This window comes from Serinicoccus kebangsaanensis (assembly GCF_008919445.1).
Taxonomy (GTDB): Bacteria; Actinomycetota; Actinomycetes; order Actinomycetales; family Dermatophilaceae; genus Ornithinicoccus; species Ornithinicoccus kebangsaanensis.
In genome coordinates, this window is sequence record NZ_VSLG01000005.1 from 138,534 (window position 1) to 158,128 (window position 19,595).

General features: G+C 71.9%; 16 protein-coding genes. 9 read left to right on the top strand and 7 right to left on the bottom strand.

Annotated features, from left to right (window positions below):
- Positions 1–8: 8 nt before the first annotated feature.
- Both FXF60_RS07990 and FXF60_RS07995 read right to left on the bottom strand, forming a co-directional pair.
- Positions 9–1,958: a thioredoxin domain-containing protein gene (locus FXF60_RS07990; protein WP_151525295.1), complete on the bottom strand. Its 1,950-nt coding sequence runs from the start codon at positions 1,956–1,958 to the stop codon at positions 9–11.
- A gap of 71 nt (positions 1,959–2,029) precedes the next feature.
- The gene (locus FXF60_RS07995; RefSeq protein WP_202879588.1) at positions 2,030–3,001 is read right to left on the bottom strand and encodes a ferritin family protein; all 972 of its coding nucleotides are present in this window, start codon (positions 2,999–3,001) and stop codon (positions 2,030–2,032) included.
- A 107-nt stretch (positions 3,002–3,108) separates the two neighbouring features.
- Between FXF60_RS07995 and rimP the strand changes: the two genes are divergently transcribed.
- From rimP to FXF60_RS08040, 9 genes are all read left to right on the top strand, one after another.
- Positions 3,109–3,624, top strand: coding sequence for a ribosome maturation factor RimP (rimP, locus tag FXF60_RS08000; RefSeq protein WP_151525300.1), 516 nt, complete (start codon positions 3,109–3,111; stop codon positions 3,622–3,624).
- Positions 3,624–4,655 carry a transcription termination factor NusA gene (gene nusA, locus FXF60_RS08005; protein ID WP_151525369.1) on the top strand — a complete coding sequence of 344 codons (1,032 nt, stop codon included), beginning with the start codon at positions 3,624–3,626 and terminating at the stop codon, positions 4,653–4,655. The genes rimP and nusA overlap by 1 nt, the downstream gene beginning before the upstream one ends.
- A gap of 64 nt (positions 4,656–4,719) precedes the next feature.
- A complete protein-coding gene (locus FXF60_RS08010) occupies positions 4,720–4,977 on the top strand; it encodes a YlxR family protein (protein ID WP_238335769.1) in 258 nt (85 codons plus the stop codon).
- A gap of 195 nt (positions 4,978–5,172) precedes the next feature.
- The gene (infB, locus tag FXF60_RS08015; protein WP_151525305.1) at positions 5,173–7,905 is read left to right on the top strand and encodes a translation initiation factor IF-2; all 2,733 of its coding nucleotides are present in this window, start codon (positions 5,173–5,175) and stop codon (positions 7,903–7,905) included.
- A 93-nt stretch (positions 7,906–7,998) separates the two neighbouring features.
- Positions 7,999–8,466 (top strand): 30S ribosome-binding factor RbfA, encoded by a 468-nt coding sequence (gene rbfA, locus FXF60_RS08020; protein ID WP_151525307.1) that lies wholly within the window; start codon positions 7,999–8,001, stop codon positions 8,464–8,466.
- Positions 8,463–9,380: a tRNA pseudouridine(55) synthase TruB gene (truB, locus tag FXF60_RS08025; RefSeq protein ID WP_151525309.1), complete on the top strand. Its 918-nt coding sequence runs from the start codon at positions 8,463–8,465 to the stop codon at positions 9,378–9,380. Before rbfA ends, truB begins: the two co-directional genes overlap by 4 nt.
- Positions 9,381–9,390: 10 nt before the next feature.
- Complete coding sequence (locus FXF60_RS08030; RefSeq protein ID WP_151525311.1) at positions 9,391–10,356, top strand: bifunctional riboflavin kinase/FAD synthetase; 966 nt, start codon at positions 9,391–9,393, stop codon at positions 10,354–10,356.
- Between the two features lie 6 nt (positions 10,357–10,362).
- Complete coding sequence (gene rodA / locus FXF60_RS08035) at positions 10,363–11,499, top strand: rod shape-determining protein RodA (protein WP_151525313.1); 1,137 nt, start codon at positions 10,363–10,365, stop codon at positions 11,497–11,499.
- Positions 11,500–11,533: 34 nt separating this feature from the next.
- A complete protein-coding gene (locus tag FXF60_RS08040; protein ID WP_151525315.1) occupies positions 11,534–13,372 on the top strand; it encodes an AMP-dependent synthetase/ligase in 1,839 nt (612 codons plus the stop codon).
- A gap of 50 nt (positions 13,373–13,422) precedes the next feature.
- Here the strand turns inward: FXF60_RS08040 and xylB are convergent, their stop codons facing one another.
- The 5 genes from xylB to FXF60_RS08065 are packed head-to-tail and all read right to left on the bottom strand — an operon-like array spanning position 13,423 to position 19,555.
- Positions 13,423–14,856 carry a xylulokinase gene (xylB, locus tag FXF60_RS08045; RefSeq protein ID WP_151525317.1) on the bottom strand — a complete coding sequence of 478 codons (1,434 nt, stop codon included), beginning with the start codon at positions 14,854–14,856 and terminating at the stop codon, positions 13,423–13,425.
- Positions 14,843–16,369, bottom strand: coding sequence for a mannitol dehydrogenase family protein (locus FXF60_RS08050; protein ID WP_151525319.1), 1,527 nt, complete (start codon positions 16,367–16,369; stop codon positions 14,843–14,845). Before FXF60_RS08050 ends, xylB begins: the two co-directional genes overlap by 14 nt.
- Complete coding sequence (locus FXF60_RS08055) at positions 16,366–17,259, bottom strand: carbohydrate ABC transporter permease (protein ID WP_151525321.1); 894 nt, start codon at positions 17,257–17,259, stop codon at positions 16,366–16,368. The genes FXF60_RS08050 and FXF60_RS08055 overlap by 4 nt, the downstream gene beginning before the upstream one ends.
- Positions 17,256–18,218, bottom strand: coding sequence for a carbohydrate ABC transporter permease (locus FXF60_RS08060; RefSeq protein WP_151525323.1), 963 nt, complete (start codon positions 18,216–18,218; stop codon positions 17,256–17,258). The genes FXF60_RS08055 and FXF60_RS08060 overlap by 4 nt, the downstream gene beginning before the upstream one ends.
- Positions 18,215–19,555: an ABC transporter substrate-binding protein gene (locus tag FXF60_RS08065; protein WP_238335763.1), complete on the bottom strand. Its 1,341-nt coding sequence runs from the start codon at positions 19,553–19,555 to the stop codon at positions 18,215–18,217. Before FXF60_RS08065 ends, FXF60_RS08060 begins: the two co-directional genes overlap by 4 nt.
- Between the last annotated feature and the right edge of the window lie 40 nt (positions 19,556–19,595).

Here is a 19,595-nt window from a genome sequence, read left to right on the forward strand (position 1 = left end):
CCGCACCCTCATCTCGGGAGGGAGTCCGGGTCTGTCGTCGGGAGACCGCACACCGTCCCCCGGCAGAGCACCGCGGAGCGACGACCTTCGCGCTGCGGGACCTCCGGGTCGCCGTCCACCACCAACGTCCCGACCGGCCCGCGACGCAGCGCCTCGACCAGCGGGTCCTCGGCTGCCGACGCGGGCTGCTCGGACAGGCGGACGAGCGAGGGGCCGGTGGCCAGCTCCCCCGCCGCGACCAGCGCCCATCCGGCGAACCGCGGAGCGTCGTGCGCCAGCCGGGAGACCTGGTCGAGCGCACCCGCCGCGAGCTCGAGGTGCTCGGCGCGCCCGGCCTGGGCGCCGTGCCGCGCCAGCGCCACCGCCAACGACGACAGGCCACCAGGCTCGGCGTTGTCCCCCGTGGGGTCCGGGCGCAGCACGAGCGGCTCGGCGTCCCGGCCGGTGGCGGAGACGCCGCCCTGGTCGTCGTGGAACAGGTCGACGGCGCGCTGCAGCAGGGTGCCGGCCTCGTCCAGCCAGACCCGGTCGCCGGTGGCGCGGTGCAGCGCGAGCAGCCCGTCGGCGAGGTTGCCGTAGTCCTCGGCCACGGCGGGGGCGGCGCCGACGGTGCCGTCCCGCGAGCAGCGGCGCAGCCGCCCGTCGACGACGTGCGTGCCCAGGAGGAAGCGCGCGCACCGGGCCGCCAGGTCGACCCAGTCCTCCTCGTCGAAGACCCACCCGGCGTGTGCCAGGGAGCCGATGAGCAGACCGTTCCAGGCGGTGACGACCTTGTCGTCCCGGCCGGGCTGGGGCCGCAGGCTCCGGGCCACGTCCAGACGCTGCCGGACCCGCGACCACCAGGCGGGATCCTCCGGGTCCTGACGCAGCTGGAGGGTCGAGGTGCCGTGCTCGAAGGTGCCCGCGGAGGTGACCCCGAGCAGGTCCGCCGCCCGTTCTCCGTCCTCGGGGCCGAGGGTCCGCCCGAGCTCCTCGCGGGTCCAGACGTAGGTGGCACCCTCCACCCCGTCGGAGTCGGCGTCCAGCGAGCTGGCGAAGGCCTCCTGCTCGGTCCACATCTCCCGGACCAGCCACTCCACCGTCTCCCGGACGACGCGCTCGGCCCAGGGCCGGGACCCGGTGTCGGTGCGGGCGAGGTCGGTGTAGACCCCGAGCAGCAGGGCGTTGTCGTAGAGCATCTTCTCGAAGTGCGGCACCACCCACGCGCGGTCCACGGCATACCGGGCGAAGCCGCCGCCGACCTGGTCGTAGGTCCCCGACCGCGCCAGCTGCTCGCAGGTGTGCCGCACCATCTCCACCGACCGTGCGTCGCGGGTCCGGCCGTGGTGCCGGAGGAGGAACGCGAGGACCATCGACGGCGGGAACTTCGGTGCGCCGCCGAAGCCGCCCCACTGGGGGTCGAACTCCCCGTCCAGGGTGCGCACCGCCGCGTCCAGGTCGATCTCCGCGCCGCCCCGCGCAGCCCGCGCCGAGGCCTGGGCGGCCGAGAGCCGGGCCACGATCTCCTGCCCGCCCTGCTCCATCCGCTCCCGGTCCGCCGCCCACTGCTGCGCGGCGGCGCGCAGCAGGGCGAGGAACTGCTCGCGCGGCAGGTAGGTCCCGGCCCAGAACGGGGCCCCGTCGGGCGTCAGCAGGCAGGTCATCGGCCAGCCGCCGTGGCCGGTGAGCGCGGTCAGGGCCCCCATGTAGGCGGCATCGACGTCCGGGCGCTCCTCCCGGTCCACCTTGACCGCGACGTACCCGTCGGCCAGCACCTGGGCGACCTCGTCGTCCTCGAAGGACTCGTGCGCCATCACGTGGCACCAGTGGCAGGCGGCATACCCCACGCTGAGCAGGACCGGGACCCCACGCCGGTCGGCCTCGGCGAAGGCGTCCTCGCCCCACTCCCACCAGTCCACCGGGTTGTCCGCGTGCTGGAGCAGATAGGGGGACGTCGTGGCGGCCAGGCGGTTCGGCATGCCTGCCAGTGTGCAACGGCAGGCCACGGCTCTCGACCTCGACCGTGCGCGGAGCATCGCCCCGCTGATGCTCAGGGCAGCGTCATGCCGGGGAAGGGCGCCTCGTCCGCGCCCAGCTCCAGGCTCCAGGAGGTCGCTTCCACCGTCAGCCGGAGGTAGGAGTCCACCTGCTCCGGTGCCGCCCCGGCCCGGTCCACCACGCGGAGCACCGCCGGGGCGATGTCCAGGACCACCGACCGGGCCAGCGCACGCCGGTCCTCGCGGCTCGCCAGCGGCTCCGGCAGGTCGTAGCCCAGGGGTGGCACGGGTGCGGCGTCACCGGCCAGGGTGGTCAGCGAGCGAGTCACCCCGCGCAGCGGTGCGAGGACGGATTCGTAGCTCTCCCGCTCCTCGCCCCCGGACCGTGCCGCCACCACCTCGAGCGCGAAGACCGCGGGACGCGTGGCGGACAGGACGGGGACCGCGGCGGTCCCGGTCGGGCCGCTGAGCGCGGGCCACGTGCTGCCGGCGCCGAGCCGGTCGGCGCTGAGCAGGTGCTGGGCGGCCAGCGACATCAGCACGGCCCGGTTCGTCGCGGTCGACCCGGCGAGGTCCGCGACCACCGCCTCACGGTCTCCCCGGAGCAGGCGTCCCACCTCCAGTGCGTCCAGGGCGGCTCCGGTCGTGCTGCTCGCCGCGTCCGGTCCTGCTGTCCCGGAGGTGGGGTCGGACGTCTGCGTCGCAGGGGACCCCAGGGCCACCAGCAGGGCGTCCAGCCGCTCGGCCTGCACCGACCAGAGGTCGCCCAGCGAACGCACCAGCGACTCCTGGTGGTCGGTGGGCCGGACCTGCTCCAGGGCGCCGGAGTAGGTGCGCAACCGCTCCCGCGCGGACCGGATCAGCGCCAGGTCGGGCGGCTGCGGGCCGGACCGTTCCTCCTCACCAGGGTCGGGGGACCACGGGGTCCGCAGCCGGTCGCCGCTGCAGCCGGTGAGCGCGCCGGCCACCGTGACCCACAGCCCGGCCCGCACGAGGGCGCGGCGGGAGGGGGGACCGGAGGGCATGACGGTCATCTTCCCAGACGGTAGGGTGTGTGGCCCCGGGCGGCACCGTCACGGGCACCTTGAGGTGCCCAGGGCCGACGTCGACAGCAGAAGATGAGGAGCACCGCATGGACGCCCGCGCAGCGGCCGCGACGATCACGCAGCACACCTCAGCGGCACTCCTGGACACCGACCTCGATGTCGTCGTCGATGCCGTGACCGTGCAGGAGGCCGGCCGACGCCGGCTGGTCCGGGTGCTCCTCGCCCGCGACGTGTCCGGGCTGGCCCCGGACGACACCACCTCCCCGGTGGCGCCGCTGAGCCTGGACGAGGTCTCCGCCGCCACCCGCGCGGTCTCCGAGGCCCTCGACGGCTCCGACGTCATGGGGGAGCGGTCCTACACCCTCGAGGTCAGCTCGGCCGGTCTGGACCGGCCCCTGACCACGCCCGACCAGTTCCGGCGCAACGTCGGGCGGCTGGTGAGGCTGACCCGCGAGGACGGCAGCGCTGTGACGGCCCGTCTCCTCGAGGCGGGCCCCGACCACCTCCGGCTCGAGGACCAGCCCGAGCCCATCGCCGTGGACGACGTGGCGAAGGCGCAGGTGCAGGTGGAGTTCACCCGACCCGACGGAAAGGACGCATGATGGACATCGACATGGCCGCGCTGAGGATGCTCGAGCGCGAGCGTGAGATCCCGATGGACGTCATCGTCGAGGCGATCGAGCAGGCGCTGCTCTCGGCATACCAGAGGGTCGACGGGCACGCCCGCGAGGCCCGGGTGGAGCTGGACCGCAAGTCCGGTCACGTCACGGTGTGGGCGCGGGAGGACGCCCCGGTGCTCGAGGACGGGACCCGCGGGGAGCCCGGCCCGGAGTACGACGACACGCCCGAGGGCTTCGGGCGGGTGGCCGCCGCCACCGGGCGGCAGGTGATCGCCCAGCGGATGCGCGACCTGGAGGACGACGCCGTCCTCGGCGACTTCCGTGGACGTGAGGGCGACATCGTGTCCGGGATCATCCAGCAGTCGAACGACCCGCGACGGATCCTGGTCGACTTCGGGACCGTGGAGGGCGAGCTCCCGGTCTCCGAGCAGGTCCCGGGCGAGGCCTACGAGCACGGCCAGCGGCTGCGCTGCTTCGTGGTGAGTGCCAAGCGGGGTATGCGCGGCCCGCAGATCCTGCTCTCGCGCACCCACCCGAACCTGGTGCGACGCCTCTTCGCGCTGGAGGTGCCCGAGATCGCCGACGGCACCGTGCAGATCCATGCCATCGCGCGGGAGGCCGGACACCGCACCAAGATCGCCGTCCACTCGACGGTCCCCGGCGTGAACGCCAAGGGCGCCTGCATCGGGCCGATGGGGCAGCGGGTGCGCGCCGTCATGGCCGAGCTGCAGGGCGAGAAGATCGACATCGTCGACTACGCGGAGGACCCGGCCCAGTTCGTCGCGGCAGCCCTGTCGCCGGCACGTGTCTCCTCCGCCCGGGTCGTGGACACCCGGGCGAAGCAGGTGCGCGTGGTGGTCCCCGACTACCAGCTCTCCCTGGCGATCGGACGGGAGGGGCAGAACGCCCGCCTGGCCAACCGGCTGACCGGGTGGAAGATCGACATCCGGGCCGACACGGAGGAGCAGGTCGAGGGCGAGGCCGAGGCCCTCGGCACCGACTCCGGCGTGTAAAGTGGACCCTCGGACCGGAGCGGTCGCCCCTGCACACGAAGCACGGACACCCGTGCGCACGTGCGTGGGGTGCCGGAACCGGGCCGACCAGTCCGCGTTGCTGCGGTTCGTCGCTCGACAGGATCGCGCCGACTCATCGTGGCGCATCGTGCTGGACGAGCGGCGTCGCCTCCCGGGGCGTGGTGCCTATGTGCACCCGGATCCGGGATGCATGGAGCTGGCGGTCGCTCGTCGGGCTTTCGCCCGCGCCCTGCGCCTCGGCGCACCGGGTGCGATCGACGTCAGCGAGGTGCGGGAATGGCGCCCGCGGCAACAGGGTTGAGGTATGTCCTGGGCCAACCGGTCCGGGAGGAGCACGACAGGCAGGCCGTCCGGTCTGCCATCGAGGAAACCGGAAGCGGGTTTGACGCTGATGAGCACCCGATGAGTACTCAGCAATGAGCACCCACCAGCAGTAGTCACGACCGCCCCTGAGCGGGTCACGGTCGTGGCGCCAACACCAAGGAGACACCACACCGTGCCAAAGCTCAGGGTTTACGAGCTCGCCAAGGAGCTCGGGGTCGAGAGCAAGGAGCTGCTCGCCCACCTGAAGGACCAGGGAGAGTTCGTGAGGTCGGCCTCGTCGACCATCGAGCCCCCGGTCATCCGCAAGATCCGGGAGAACCCGCCCGCTGCCGCCTCGAAGCCGAAGGCAGCGGCGCCGAAGACTCCCGCCAGCAGCGCGCCGAAGAAGCCGGCCGCGCCGAAGCCGGGTCCGGCCGCGACGCCGACCCCGGCCGCCCCGGACACGAGCGCCGGAGCTCCCGAGCAGGCCCCGTCGGAGCCCGCCACGCCGCAGCCCACCACGCAGAAGCCCGAGGAGCCGACCCCTGAGACCCCGGCGGCGGAGGCCACCCCGAAGGGCCCCCGACCCGGTGCCAAGCCCGGTCCCCGGCCGGGCAACAACCCGTTCAGCTCGAACCAGGGCATGGGTCAGTCCCGCGGACGCCGCGGTGGCTCGGGAGATCGTTCCGGCGCCCCGCGTCCGGGCAACAACCCGTTCGCGACCAGCCAGGGTATGCCGCGACCCGGCGGCAGCCGGGGCGCCGAGCGTCCCGGTGGCCGGCAGGGTGCCGGCGCGGCCGGTCCGCGTCCGGGCGGTCCGCGCCCGAACCCGGGCATGATGCCCGAGCGTGCCGCGGTACCTCGTCCGGGTGAGCGGCCGACCCGCGGCGGAGGCCGCGGTCGACCGGGCGGCGGCGGCCCCGGCGGTGGCCCCCCCGGCGGTGGCTTCCGCGGGCCCGGCGGCGGACGTGGCGGCGGCCCCCGGGGTCGCGGCGGCACCCAGGGTGCCTTCGGCCGCGGTGGCGGCAAGGTCCGGGGACGCAAGTCGAAGCGGGCCAAGCGCCAGGAGTTCGAGCAGATGCAGGCGCCCGCCATCGGCGGCGTCAGCATCCCGCGCGGCAACGGCGCGACCATCACCGTGCGTCGTGGCGCCTCGCTCACCGACTTCGCCGACAAGATCAACGTCGACCCGGCATCGCTGGTGACCGTGCTCTTCCACCTCGGCGAGATGGCGACCGCCACCCAGTCCCTGGACGAGGACACCTTCGGCGTCCTCGGCGCCGAGCTGGACTACACCATCCGTGTGGTCTCGCCCGAGGAGGAGGAGCGTGAGCTGCTCAGCTCCTTCAACATCGACCTCGAGGCCGAGGCGGACGCCGAGTCCGACGAGGACCTCGAGGCGCGCCCGCCGGTCGTGACCGTCATGGGTCACGTCGACCACGGCAAGACCCGTCTGCTGGACGCCATCCGGCAGGCGGACGTGGGTGCCGACGAGGCGGGTGGCATCACCCAGCACATCGGTGCCTACCAGGTGCACACCGAGCACGAGGGCGAGGACCGCGCGATCACCTTCATCGACACCCCGGGTCACGAGGCGTTCACCGCCATGCGTGCCCGAGGTGCGAAGGTCACCGACATCGCGATCCTCGTCGTCGCCGCCGACGACGGCGTCATGCCGCAGACCATCGAGGCGCTCAACCACGCCCAGGCGGCGGACGTGCCGATCGTGGTCGCGGTCAACAAGATCGACGTCGACGGCGCAGATGCGGCCAAGGTGCGCGGGCAGCTGACGGAGTACAACCTCATCGCCGAGGAGTACGGCGGCGAGACGATGTTCGTGGACGTCTCGGCGAAGAACCAGCTCAACATCGACGAGCTGCTCGACGCCGTGCTGCTGACGGCCGATGCGGCGCTCGACCTGCGTGCCAACCCGGACAAGGACGCCCGCGGCGTCGCCATCGAGGCCAACCTCGACAAGGGCCGTGGCGCGGTCGCGACCGTGCTGGTGCAGCAGGGCACGCTGCGCGTCGGTGACGCCATCGTCACCGGTGCCAGCCACGGACGCGTGCGGGCCATGCTCGACGAGCACGGCAACAACGTGTCGGAGGCCACCCCGTCCCGACCGGTGCAGGTGCTCGGTCTGGACACCGTGGCCCGCGCCGGCGACACCTTCGTGGTGCCGCCGGACGACCGGACCGCGCGTCAGATCGCCGAGAAGCGGGAGGCCGCCGACCGGCAGGCCGCGCTCGCCAAGTCCCGCAAGCGGATCAGCCTGGAGGACCTCAACCAGGCGTTGGCGCAGGGCAAGGTCGAGACGCTCAACCTCATCCTCAAGGGCGACGTGTCCGGTTCGGTGGAGGCGCTGGAGGACGCGCTGCTGCAGATCGACGTCGGCGACGAGGTGGACCTGCGGATCATCGACCGTGGTGTCGGCGCGATCACGATGAACAACATCAACCTCGCCGTCGCCTCGGACGCCATCATCCTGGGCTTCAACGTCCGCGCGGAGGGGCAGAACGCCGACTACGCGGACAAGGAAGGCGTGGAGATCCGCTACTACTCGGTGATCTACCAGGCCATCGAGGACATCGAGAACGCCCTGAAGGGCATGCTCAAGCCCGAGTACGAGGAGGTCGAGACCGGCACCGCGGAGGTCCGGGAGATCTTCCGCAGCTCGAAGTTCGGCAACGTCGCGGGCTGCATGGTCCGCAGCGGCGAGATCCGGCGCGGCGCGAAGGCGCGGATCACGCGTGACGGCGTCGTGATCACCGAGGGCCTGCAGATCGCCGGCCTGCGGCGGTTCAAGGACGACGTCACCGAGGTCCGCGAGGGCTTCGAGTGCGGTGTCAACCTCGGGTCGTTCAACGACATCCAGGGCGATGACCTCATCACCACCTACGAGATGCGGGAGATCCCCCGCACCTGAGGTGGCGACATCGACGCGGCCCGGTCCCCGACGGATCGGGCCGCGTCCGTTCCTACACTGGTCTGGCTCGCCGGACCGAAGCCAGGAGGAGTCATGGTTGACCAGGCACGCGCCCGACGCATCGCCGAGCGCACCAAGCAGCTGGTGACGCAGGGCCTGTCCCAGGTCGTCAAGGACGAGCGGGTCGGCTTCGTCACCATCACCGACGTCAGGGTCACCGGAGACCTGCAGCACGCCAGTGTGTTCTACACGGTGCTGGGCGGCGACGAGGACCGGGAGACGGCGGCCGAGATCCTGGAGAACTACCGCGGACGGCTGCGGTCGTTCGTCGGCAAGGGCCTGGGCATCCGGCTGACACCCACCCTCGAGTTCATCCTCGACGCGCTGCCGGAGGACGCCCAGCACATGGATGACCTGCTGCGCCGCGTCGCCGCCCGCGACGCCGAGCTGGCGGCGACCCGTGGCGCCTCGACCTACGCCGGGGAGGCCGACCCCTACCGCAAGCCCCGCGTCGACGACGACGAGGCCGACGACGGGCCGGACGTCGCCGGAGCGCGATGAGCGGTGCCGGCCTGCCGCCGGTGGGTGACGGCCTGCTGGTCGTCGACAAACCGGGCGGGTGGACCAGCCACGACGTGGTCGCGCGGGCGCGACGGCTGTGCCGCACCCGCAGGGTGGGCCACGCCGGCACGCTGGACCCCATGGCGACCGGTGTCCTCGTGCTCGGCGTCGGTCGCGGCACCAAGCTGCTGACCTTCCTGGTCGGCCACGACAAGGCCTATGCCGCCACGATCCGGCTGGGGCAGAGCACCCTCACCGACGACGCCGAGGGGGAGGTCGTGGCCGGCGCCGATGCCTCCGGGGTGAGCACCGAGGACCTCCGGGCGGCGGTCGGCGCCCTGACCGGCGACATCCAGCAGGTCCCGAGCGCGGTGAGCGCGATCAAGGTCGACGGGGTGCGGTCCTACGCCCGGGTGCGGTCGGGGGAGGACGTGCAGCTGCGGGCCAGGCCGGTGGCGGTGCGCCGCTTCGACGTGCTGGGCGCCCGCCGGGTGGGTCCGCACCTGGACGTGGACGTCGAGGTGGAGGTGTCGTCCGGCACGTACGTGCGCGCCCTGGCGCGGGACCTCGGGGAGGCGTTGGGTGTCGGCGGGCACCTGACGCAGCTGAGGCGGTCGAGGGTGGGTGGTCTGGGTCTGGACCTGGCGGTTCCCCTGCCCCGGCTCGAGGCGGACGGTGCGGCGGCGCACCTGGTCCCGCTCGCCGCCGCGGCCCGGGCCTCGCTGGTGGCTCGCGAGCTCGACGAGGCCGAGGCGCGCGCGCTGGGCTACGGCCAGCGCGTCCGGTCCGAGCGGCCCGGTCGACCCGACCCGGTCGCCGCCTTCGGCCCGGACGGACGGCTGGTCGCGATCCTGGACGAGACCGCCGAGCGGGCGCGTGCCCACGTGGTCCTCGCCCCGGCCGGCGAGAGTTAGAGTGACGCCCGTGCATCGTTGGACCAGCCTGCAGGACGTGCCGGCAGACCTCGGGCCGACGGTCGCCACCCTCGGCAACTTCGACGGTGTCCACCGCGGGCACCGCGCGGTGCTGGAGACGGTGACCACCCTGGCCCGCGAGCGCGGACTGGCGGCCGTGGCCGTCACCTTCGAGCCCCACCCCGTCGCCGTGCTGCACCCGGACCGCGCCCCCAAGGAGATCGCCGGCCTGGAGCACCGTCTCGACCTGCTGGAGGAGGCCGGACTGGACGGGGTCGTGGTCATCGAGTTCACCGTGGAGTATGCCCGCCTCTCGCCGGAGGACTTCGTCGTCGAGACCTTCGTCGACGCGCTGCACGCCGATGCCGTGGTCGTCGGCCAGGACACCCGCTTCGGGCTCGGCAACTCCGGAGACGTCGGCACCATGCGTGAGCTGGGGGAGATGCACGGTTTCGACGTGGTGGTGCAGCACACCGCCGGTGCGCTCGCCCACGGTCAGCGCACCTGGTCCTCCACCTCCTTGCGCCAGGCGATCGCGGACGGTGACATGACCGAGGCGTCGAGGATCCTCGACCGGCTCCACCGGGTGTCCGGCACCGTGGTGCACGGTCATCACCGGGGCCGTGAGCTCGGATATCCCACCGCCAACCTCGGCCCCGACCGCGTGGGCATGGTGCCGGCGGACGGTGTCTACGCCGGGTGGCTCGAGCGTCCCGGACGTCCCCCGTCCGACCCGGACCGCCGCCTCCCCGCAGCGATCTCGGTCGGCACCAACCCCACCTTCGACGACGTGCTGGAGCGCAGCGTCGAGGCCTACGTGCTGGACCGGACCGACCTCGACCTCTACGGCGAGACCGTCTGGGTCGACTTCGTCAGTCGGCTCCGTGGCAACGTGCGCTTCGGGTCCGTGGACGAGCTCACCGCGCAGATGGCCGACGACGTGGACCGCAGCCGTGCGCTGCTGAGCGGGGGATAGCGGTCGGTGCGGGAGCGCTACCTGCGGACCGACTGGGCTCCCTTCGTGGCGGGGCTCGGGCTGAGCCTGGTCGGGGCGCTGCTGGTCTGGTCGGCGACGCATACCTGGGCGGGACCCGCGCTGGCGGTGCGGCACCTGGTCAACACCGGGGTGGGCGTGGTGCTGGCGCTCGCGCTCATCGGGGTGGACGTGCGGTGGCTGCGCGCGACCGCTCCCTGGATCTACCTCGCCGGGCTGCTGGGCCTGGCCTCGGTGCTGAGCCCCCTGGGCCAGACGGTGAACGGCTCGCGGTCCTGGCTGTTCCTGCCCGGCGGATTCTCGCTGCAGCCGGCCGAGCTGGCCAAGATCGGGCTGGTGATCGGGCTCGCCATGATCCTGGCCGAGGGCCGGGAGGCGTATGCCCGGCCGGGCTGGCGCGAGGTCCTGCCGGCCTGGGTGCTGGCCGCGGTCCCGATCGGGCTGATCATGCTGCAGCCGGACCTGGGCAGCGCGCTGGTGCTGGGTGTGCTCACCATCGGGGTGGTGGCCGCCTCGGGGGCGCCCTGGGGCTGGACCGCCGCTGCACTCGGCGGAGCAGCCACCGCCGTGGTCGCGGCGATCAGGGTCCCCCTGCTCGACCCCTACCAGGTGGACCGGCTCCTGGCCTTCCGCGACCCGGCTCTCGACCCGGAGGGCATCGGCTACCAGACCAGGCAGGCCCGGCTCGCCATCGGTTCCGGTGGGTGGTCCGGGACCGGCCTGGGTGAGGGGCCGCAGACCCAGGGCGGGTTCATCCCGTTCCAGTACACCGACTTCATCTTCTCGGTCGCCGGGGAGGAGCTGGGCTTCCTCGGTGCTCTCGGCCTCCTGCTGCTCCTGGGCTTCCTCGTCGTCCGTGCCCTGGTGGTCGCGCTGCGGTGCGAGGACCCCTTCGGCCGGCTGCTCGCGGTGGGGGTGGCCTCGTGGTTCGCCTTCCAGACCTTCCAGAACGTCGGGATGAACCTCGGCCTGATGCCGGTGACCGGGCTGCCGCTGCCCTTCCTGTCCTACGGCGGGTCCTCGATGCTGGCCTGCTGGCTCGCCCTCGGGCTGCTGGCCTGCGCCAGCGGGCGCGAGCGGTCCAGGGGTTCCTCTTGGCCGGTGCCGGTGGACCTGCCAAGATGAGCATCCGCAGGCCCATACGACTTGAGGAGTTGCCGTGGCTCGTCTCACCGATGAGAAGCCAGATCTCGCCCTGATCGAGAACCGTGTCCCGAGCGTGGGCCACCTCTTCCGGGACCGGGTCGCCGCAACCCCGGACACGGACGCCTTCCTCTACCCCGAGGGCGAGAGCTGGCCGACGCTCACCTGGGCGCAGACGGGGGAGCGCGCCTACGCGCTGGCGGCCGGGCTGGTGGAGCTCGGGGTGCAGCCGGAGGAGCGGGTCGCCCTGGCGTGCTCCACCCGCATCGAGTGGGTGATCGTGGACCTGGCGGTGATGTGCGCCGGCGCGGCGACCACGACGATCTACCCCACGACCCTCTCCGAGGACGTCGCCTTCATCATCACCGACTCGGGCAGCCGCGTCGTCGTGGCCGAGGACGACGAGCAGGTCGCCAAGGTGCTGGAGCACCGCGCCCAGCTGGGCGAGGTCCTGAAGATCGTCGTCATCGACGGCACGGGCGACGGCGGCGACGTGATCACGCTGGCGGAGCTGGAGGAGCTGGGCCGGGCCCGGCTGGAGGCGGAGCCCGGCGTGGTCGACGCCAGGATCGACGGTCTGACGCCGGAGCACCTCGCCACCATCATCTACACCTCCGGCACCACCGGGCGACCCAAGGGCGTGCGGCTGCCGCACTCGGCGTGGACCTACGAGGGCGCCGGCGTCGACGCGGTGGACCTGCTGGGGCCGGACGACCTGCAGTATCTCTGGCTCCCGTTGGCGCACGTCTTCGGCAAGTGCCTGCTGGTGCTGCCGCTGCAGATGGGCTTCCCGACGGCGGTCGACGGACGGGTGGACAAGATCGTCGAGAACCTCGCCGTCGTCAAGCCGACGTTCATGGGAGCGGCTCCGCGCATCTTCGAGAAGGCCTACGGTCGGATCACCACGATGATGGCCGACGAGGGAGGGGTCAAGGAGAAGCTCTTCGGCTGGGCCAGCGGGGTGGGCAAGCAGGTGGCGGAGATCCGTGCCGCCGGCGGCGAGCCGGGCGGTCTGCTCAAGGCCAAGCACGGCGTGGCGGACAAGCTGGTGCTGTCCAAGATCCGCGAGCGCTTCGGCGGTCGCATCCGCTTCTTCATCTCCGGGTCCGCCGCGCTGAACCACGACATCGCCCGGTGGTTCGACGCCATGGGCCTGATGATCATCGAGGGGTATGGCCTCACCGAGTCCAGCGCGGCCTCGATCGTGAACCGACCGCGCGACGGCGTCAACAGGATCGGCACCGTGGGATGGCCGCTGCCCGGGACCGAGGTGCGGGTCGCGGACGACGGGGAGCTGATGATGCGCGGGCCGGGCGTCATGACCGGCTACCACCAGAACGACGACGCGACCTCCGAGGCGCTGGTGGACGGGTGGCTGGCCACGGGCGACATCGCCGAGATCGACGAGGACGGCTACGTCCGGATCACCGACCGCAAGAAGGACCTGTTCAAGACCTCCGGGGGCAAGTACGTCGCCCCCTCCCGCATCGAGTCCCTCTTCAAGGGCATCTGCCCCTACGCGAGCCAGCTCATCGTGGAGGGTGACGGACGCAACTTCGTGTCGGCCCTCATCACGCTCGACCCGGACGCCGTCACGGCGTGGGGGGCCAAGAACGACATGGCCGGTGACTCGTATGCCCAGATCGTCACCTCGCCCGCCGCCCGGGAGATGGTGCAGGGCTATGTCGACCAACTGAACCAGCAGCTGGCCCGGCACGAGCAGATCAAGCAGTTCCACATCCTGGACCACGACCTGTCCATCGAGGACGGCGACCTCACCCCCAGCATGAAGCTCAAGCGGCGGGCCGTCACGGCGAAGTACAAGGACGAGCTGGACCGCTTCTACGTCGGCTGAGCCTCCGGCGGGCCTCCTGCAGCCCCGTCCGGTGTCGGGCGGGGTGGCCGTCAGCCGCCGTGCACCGTCGCGACCAGCTGCCGGTAGCGGGTGCGCACGTCCTCGCCGGCGTCGGACGGCCGGGCGTCCAGCTGCTCCGCGGTGCGGACCTGCCAGCGCGGGACCTCCCCGCCCCGCAGCGTCCAGGCTGCCTGCCGTGCCGCCCCGAGCGCGACGTACTCACCGGCCTCCGGGACGAGCACCGGCACGCCGAGCAGGTCGGCGGCGATCTCGCGGACGGCCCGGGAGGCGACCGCTCCGCCGATGAGCTGGACCCGCTCGAAGGGGACCTGCTCGCGGCGCAGCGACTCCACGCCCGCGCCCACGCCCAGGATCATCCCCTCCACCACGGCCCGGGCGAGGTTCTCCGGCGTGAGGTTGTCGCGGGTGATCCCGGACAGGGTGCCGGTGGCGTCCGGGAGGTTCGGGGTCCGCTCGCCGTCGAGGTAGGGGAGCAGCGTGAGGCCACCCGCCCCGATCGGCGCACGCAGGGCGAGCTCCTCCAACCCGGCCAGGTCGGTGCCGAGGACCTGTGCCCCGGCGGTGAGCACGCGGGCGGCGTTGAGGGTGCAGACCAGGGGCAGGAACTCGCCGGACGCATCGGCATACGACGCGACCTCGCCGGAGGCGTCCGCGGTGGGGGAGGAGTGACGGGCGAAGGCGGTGCCGCTCGTCCCGAACGACATCACCACCTCGCCGGCGGACAGCCCGAGGCCGAGCGCGGCGGCGGCGTTGTCACCGGTCCCCGGGCCGAGGAGCAGCTCTCCGGTCCCGAGCCGGGCGCGGCCCGCGGTCTCGTCGGGGCCGAGCACGCGCGGAAGGGTGAGGTCGACGTCACCACCGGTGGCCAGCCGCAGCAGCTCGTGGTCGTACCCGCCCGTCGCGGCGCTGAAGTAGCCGGTCCCGGACGCGTCACCGCGGTCCGTCGCCCAGCCCTCGCCCGCACCTCCGAGCCGGCGCAGGATCTGGCCGGTCAACCAGTCGTGCGGGAGGACGCAGGTCGCGCTGCGACGCAGGTTCTCCGGCTCGTGCTCGGCGACCCAGCGCAGCTTGCTGACGGTGATGGCCGCGAGCGGCACGACGCCGACCCGGTCGGCCCAGACCTGCGCGCCCCCGAGCTCGTCGACCAGCTCCCGGGCCGACCCCGCGGACCGGGTGTCGTTCCACAGCAGGGCCGGTCGCACGACGTCGTCGTGCTCGTCCAGCAGCACCATCCCGTGCTGCTGGCCACCCACGGCGAGCGCCTGCACCCCGTCCAGCAGCCCGTCCTGGGTCGCCTCCTCGAAGGCGGTCCACCAGTGCTCGGGGTCGACCTCGGTGCCGTTCGGGTGGGAACCCCGTCCGTGGCGCACGATCTCGCCGGTGTCCGCGTCGCACACGAGGACCTTGCAGGACTGGGTCGAGGTGTCGACCCCGGCAACCAGCGTGGCATCAGCTCCAGTCATGACCCTCAAGCGTGGCCCGGGATCCGACCTCGTGCAACCGCTGGAGGAAGTGGCGGTAGGCGGTGGTGAACCTCTCCTGCTCGCGCAGGTCCCCGAAGAACGTCTCGTCCTCGAGGAAGGCCAGCGGTTCCTCGTCCTGGCGGGCGGCCGCAGCCATCACCTTGTCCTTGTAGCGGTCCACGACCTCGATCGGCTCGCCCTCCTCGTCCACGCCCTCGGCATACCGCGCCCAGGAGGCGACCACGAGGGCGGAGCGCTCGATCTGACCGTCGTGCTCGAGGTTGTGCCGGATCACCGGCACCAGCCACTTGGGTATGCGGTCGCTGCTCTCCGCGCACAGCCGCGCCAGGGTGTCCCGCACCTCGGGGTTGGCGAACCGCTCGATGAGCGTGGTGCGGTAGTCCGCCAGGTCGACGTCGGGGACCTCGGGCAGCGTGGGCGAGCCCTCGTGCTCCATGTAGCCGAGCAGGAAGTCGACGAACAGCGGGTCCTGCGCGACCTCGTGGGCGTAGCGGTACCCGGCGAGGTAGCCGAGGTAGCACAGCGCCTGGTGGCTGGCGTTGAGCAGCCGCAGCTTCATCAGCTCGTAGGGGACGACGTCGTCGACGACCTGGACGCCCACCGCCTCCACCTCGGGGCGCCCGGCGGTGAAGTGGTCCTCGAGCACCCACTGGGTGAACGGCTCGCAGACCACCGGCCAGGCGTCGTCGATGCCGAACCGCTCCGCGAGGGCGTCGATGTCCTCCTGGGTGGTCACCGGCGTGATCCGGTCGACCATGGAGTTGGGGAACTGCACGTGCTCGCCCATCCAGTCCGCGAGGGGCTCGGCGTCCGGGCGCTTCTCGTCCTGCATCCGGGCGAAGGACGTCAGCATCTTGCCCGCGACGTCGCCGTTGCCGGGGAGGTTGTCGCACGACATCACCGTGAACGGCTCGGTGCCGGCCTCCCGCCGTCGACGCAGCGCCTCGGTGATGAACCCGAACGCGCTGCGCGGCGCCTCACCCGGCTGGCTGGCGATGTCGGCCTGCAGCGCCTCGTCGCTGGGGTCGAACTCGCCGGTGACCTGGTTGACGTGGTAGCCACCCTCGGTGATGGTCAGGCTGACGATCCGCACCCCCTCGTCGGTGAGCTGGGTCAGCACCGCCTCCGGGTCGTCGGGGGCGAAGAGGTAGGCCGACATCGCTCCGAGGACCCGGGGCTCGAGGCGACCGTCGGGGTGCTTGACGACCATCGTGAACAGGCAGTCCTGCGCTGCCATGGCATCTCGCATCCGGGCGTCACCGGGCATCGTCCCCACGCCCACGATCGACCAGTCGAGCGTGTCCTCGGGCCGCTCGCTCATCAGCGTGTCGAGGTACATCGCCTGGTGCGCACGGTGGAAGCCACCCACCCCGAAGTGGACGATGCCGGGGCGCAGCGCCGACCGGTCGTAGGTCGGCCGCGCCACCTCGTCCGGCAGGGCCGCCAGCGTCTCCTGGCTCAGCGCGACCCGTCCGCTGCTGGGGGTGCTCACTTGACCGCTCCCATCGACAGGCCCTGGACCAGCTTGTCCTGGGCGGCGAAGCCGGCCGCCAGCACCGGCAGGGACACGACGAAGGACGCCGCGCAGACCTTGGCCAGGAAGAGGCCCTGGCTGGTGACGAAGCTGGTGAGGAAGACGGGGGCGGTGCTGGCCACGGTGCTGGTGAGGACCCGGGCGAGCAGCAGCTCGTTCCAGCTGAAGATGAAGCAGATGAGCGCCGCCGACGCGATGCCGGGCATGACGACCGGTGCCACCACCTGTCTCAGGGTGGTCATCAGGCTGGCGCCGTCGACCTGGGCGGCCTCGAGCATCTCGACCGGCACCTCGGCCAGGAACGACTGCAGCATCCACACGGCGATCGGCATGTTCATCGAGGTGTAGAGGATGATGAGCAGCCAGATGTTGTCGAGCAGGTTGGTCGCCTGGGCGAAGAGGTAGATCGGCAGGATGCCGGCGACGATGGGCAGCATCTTGGTCGACAGGAAGAAGAAGAGCACGTCGGTCCACTTCTTCACCGGACGGATGGACAGCGCGTAGGCCGCCGGGAAGGCCAGCAGGATGACCAGGACGGTGGACACCACGCTGGCGGTCATCGAGTTCAGCAGCGGCGGCCAGGGCCCGGCCTCGAAGAAGGTGCGGTAGCCCTCCAGGCTCACCGGGGCGAACAGGTCCGGCGGGTTGCTCGCCGCGTCGGTCTCGGCCCGGAAGGACACGAGCACCATCCACAGCACGGGGAAGAAGAAGAGCAGGCCGACCGCCCAGGCCAGGACGGTGAGGAACAGCCCGCTGCGGGGCGGCCTGGCCTGCTGGAAGGTGCGACCTCCGGACGCGGTCCGGGTCGCGGTGCTGCCCGTGGTGCCGCTCTCGGCCTGGGTGCTCATCGGCCCTCCTCCTTGAAGATGGCGAACGCCGTGCGCAGCGCGAACATGGCCACGATGAGGGTGCCGAGCACCGTCACCACGCCCGCTGCCGAGGCCCGGCCGTAGTCCTGGGCGGTGTAGAAGGTCTGATAGATGAAGTAGGGCAGGTTGGCGGTGCCGGTGGCGCCGGCCGTGATGGTGAAGACGTGGTCGAAGTTCTGGACCACGTAGATCGTCCCCAGCAGCGTGCTCAGCTCGATGTACTGCCTCAGGTGGGGGAGCGTCATGCTGGTGAAGATCCGGAACTCGGACGCGCCGTCGATGCGTGCGGCCTCGACCACGTCCAGCGGCCGGCTCTGCAGCCCGGCCAGCAGGATGAGCATCATGAACGGCGTCCACTGCCACACCAGGGCGGCGATGAGGGCCGGCAGCGGCATGGTGCCGACCCAGTCGGGCTGGGGTGCGTTCTCTCCCAGGACCAGGGTCAGGAGTCCGTTGAAGAGGCCGTACTCGGGGTTGTAGAGCGCGTGCTTCCACAGCAGCGCGGCCGCGACGGGGACGACCAGGAAGGGCGCGATCATCATCGTCCGGACGATGCCCTGCCCGCGGAACTTGCGGTCCAGCAGCAGCGCGATGGCCAGGCCCAGCAGCAGGCTGATGAGGACCGTCGCGACGGTGATGAGGATCGTCACGAAGACGGCCGAGCGGGCGTTGACGTCGGTGAACACCCGCGCGAAGTTGGAGAAGCCGGCGAACCCGCGCTCGTCGGGGTAGTAGGCGTTCCAGTTCATGAACGAGATGATGATCGTGCCCAGGAACGGCAGCTGGGTCATGACGATGACGAAGATCAGCGCCGGCAGCAGGGGGATGCGTCGCTGCCAGGAGTCGGAGCGGGTCTGTCGACGCCGCGCCGGTGGGGTGGCGCCCGACCTGCCCTGCTCCGGGTTGGTGCCGACGGAGGCCGTGTCGGTGCTGCTCATTGCTGTGCCGCCCTCTCCTCGTACCGCTCGGAGATGTCCTCGGCCACACGCTGTCCGCGGTCCAGGGCCTCCTCCACGCTCATCCGGCCGGCGATGGCCGCGCTGATGTCCTGGCTGACCTGGGTGCCCAGGTCGGGGAACTCGGGTATGCCGACGAACTGGACGCCGATGGCCGGACGTGGTTGCACGCCCGGATCCTCCGGGTCGGCGGACTCGATGGCGGCCCGGGTCGCCTCCGCGAACGGGCCGGCCTCCTCCAGGTAGTCCTGGTTGTCGTAGGTCGAGGACCGCTTGCCGGCGGGCACGCGGGACCAGCCGAGCTCGGTGCCGACGAGCTCCTCGTACTCGGCACTGGAGGCCCAGGACACGAACTCCCAGGCGTTCTGCTGCTTCTCGCTCGCGTTCTGGATCGACCAGGACCAGGCATACAGCCAGCCGGCGCTGTCGGTCTCCATCACCGGGGCGGGGGCGTACCCGATCTTGCCCTGGACCGGTGAGCCCGGTGCCTCGAGCGACCCGGCCGCCGAGGTGGCGTCGTACCACATCGCCGAGTTGCCCTGCTGCAGGTTGTTCAGGCACTCGACGAAGCCGGACGCGGGCGCGCCGTTCTGACCGTGCTCACGCACCAGGTCGACGTAGAAGTTCACCGCGTCGGTGAACTCGGGCGCGTTGACCTTGGGTGTCATGTCCTGCTCGAACCAGGTGCCGCCGAAGGTGTTGACCACCGTGGTCAGCGGCGCCATCACCTGGCCCCAGCCCGGCTGGCCGCGCAGGCAGATGCCGCTCATCCCCGGCTCGGCGCCGTCGACCTGGGCCGCGATCTCGGCGACCTCCGGCCAGGTCGGCTGCTCGGGCATCTCGATCCCCTCGGCCTCGAGGACGTCCTGGCGGTACATGAGGAAGGAGGACTCGCCGTAGAAGGGGATGCCGTAGGCGACGTCGTCCACCGACAGCGAGGTGCGCATGGGCTCGAGGATGTCGTCGTAGGCGAACTCCTCGTCCTCGGCGATGAAGTCGTCCAGCGGTGCGACCCAGCCGGCGCGGGCGTAGATCGGGATCTCGAAGTTGCTCAGCGTGGCCACGTCGTACTGCCCGGCCTGGCTGGTGAACTCCTGGCTGATCTTGTCGCGGACGTCGTTCTCCGGGAGGACGGTGAAGTTCACCCGGATGCCGGTCTCGGCGGTGAAGTGCTCGGCGGTGAGGCTCTGCAGGTCGACCATCTGCGGGTTGTTGACCATGAGGACGTCGATCGAGTCGGGGCCACCGCCGCCGACGCCGCCCCCTCCCCAACCGGCGCAGCCGGTGGCGACCAGAGCCACCCCGGACGTAGCGATCACGGCGATCGACCGTGCTCTTCTGGTGTTGTTGGGCAAACCG

Excerpts from the sequence above, each read along its gene's own strand:
- FXF60_RS07990 (WP_151525295.1), bottom strand. The coding sequence starts at position 1,958 with ATGCCGAACCGCCTGGCCGCCACGACGTCCCCCTATCTGCTCCAGCAC.
- FXF60_RS07995 (WP_202879588.1), bottom strand. The coding sequence starts at position 3,001 with ATGCCCTCCGGTCCCCCCTCCCGCCGCGCCCTCGTGCGGGCCGGGCTG.
- rimP (WP_151525300.1), top strand. The coding sequence starts at position 3,109 with ATGGACGCCCGCGCAGCGGCCGCGACGATCACGCAGCACACCTCAGCG.
- nusA (WP_151525369.1), top strand. The coding sequence starts at position 3,624 with ATGGACATCGACATGGCCGCGCTGAGGATGCTCGAGCGCGAGCGTGAG.
- rbfA (WP_151525307.1), top strand. The coding sequence starts at position 7,999 with ATGGTTGACCAGGCACGCGCCCGACGCATCGCCGAGCGCACCAAGCAG.
- truB (WP_151525309.1), top strand. The coding sequence starts at position 8,463 with ATGAGCGGTGCCGGCCTGCCGCCGGTGGGTGACGGCCTGCTGGTCGTC.
- xylB (WP_151525317.1), bottom strand. The coding sequence starts at position 14,856 with ATGACTGGAGCTGATGCCACGCTGGTTGCCGGGGTCGACACCTCGACC.
- FXF60_RS08055 (WP_151525321.1), bottom strand. The coding sequence starts at position 17,259 with ATGAGCACCCAGGCCGAGAGCGGCACCACGGGCAGCACCGCGACCCGG.
- FXF60_RS08060 (WP_151525323.1), bottom strand. The coding sequence starts at position 18,218 with ATGAGCAGCACCGACACGGCCTCCGTCGGCACCAACCCGGAGCAGGGC.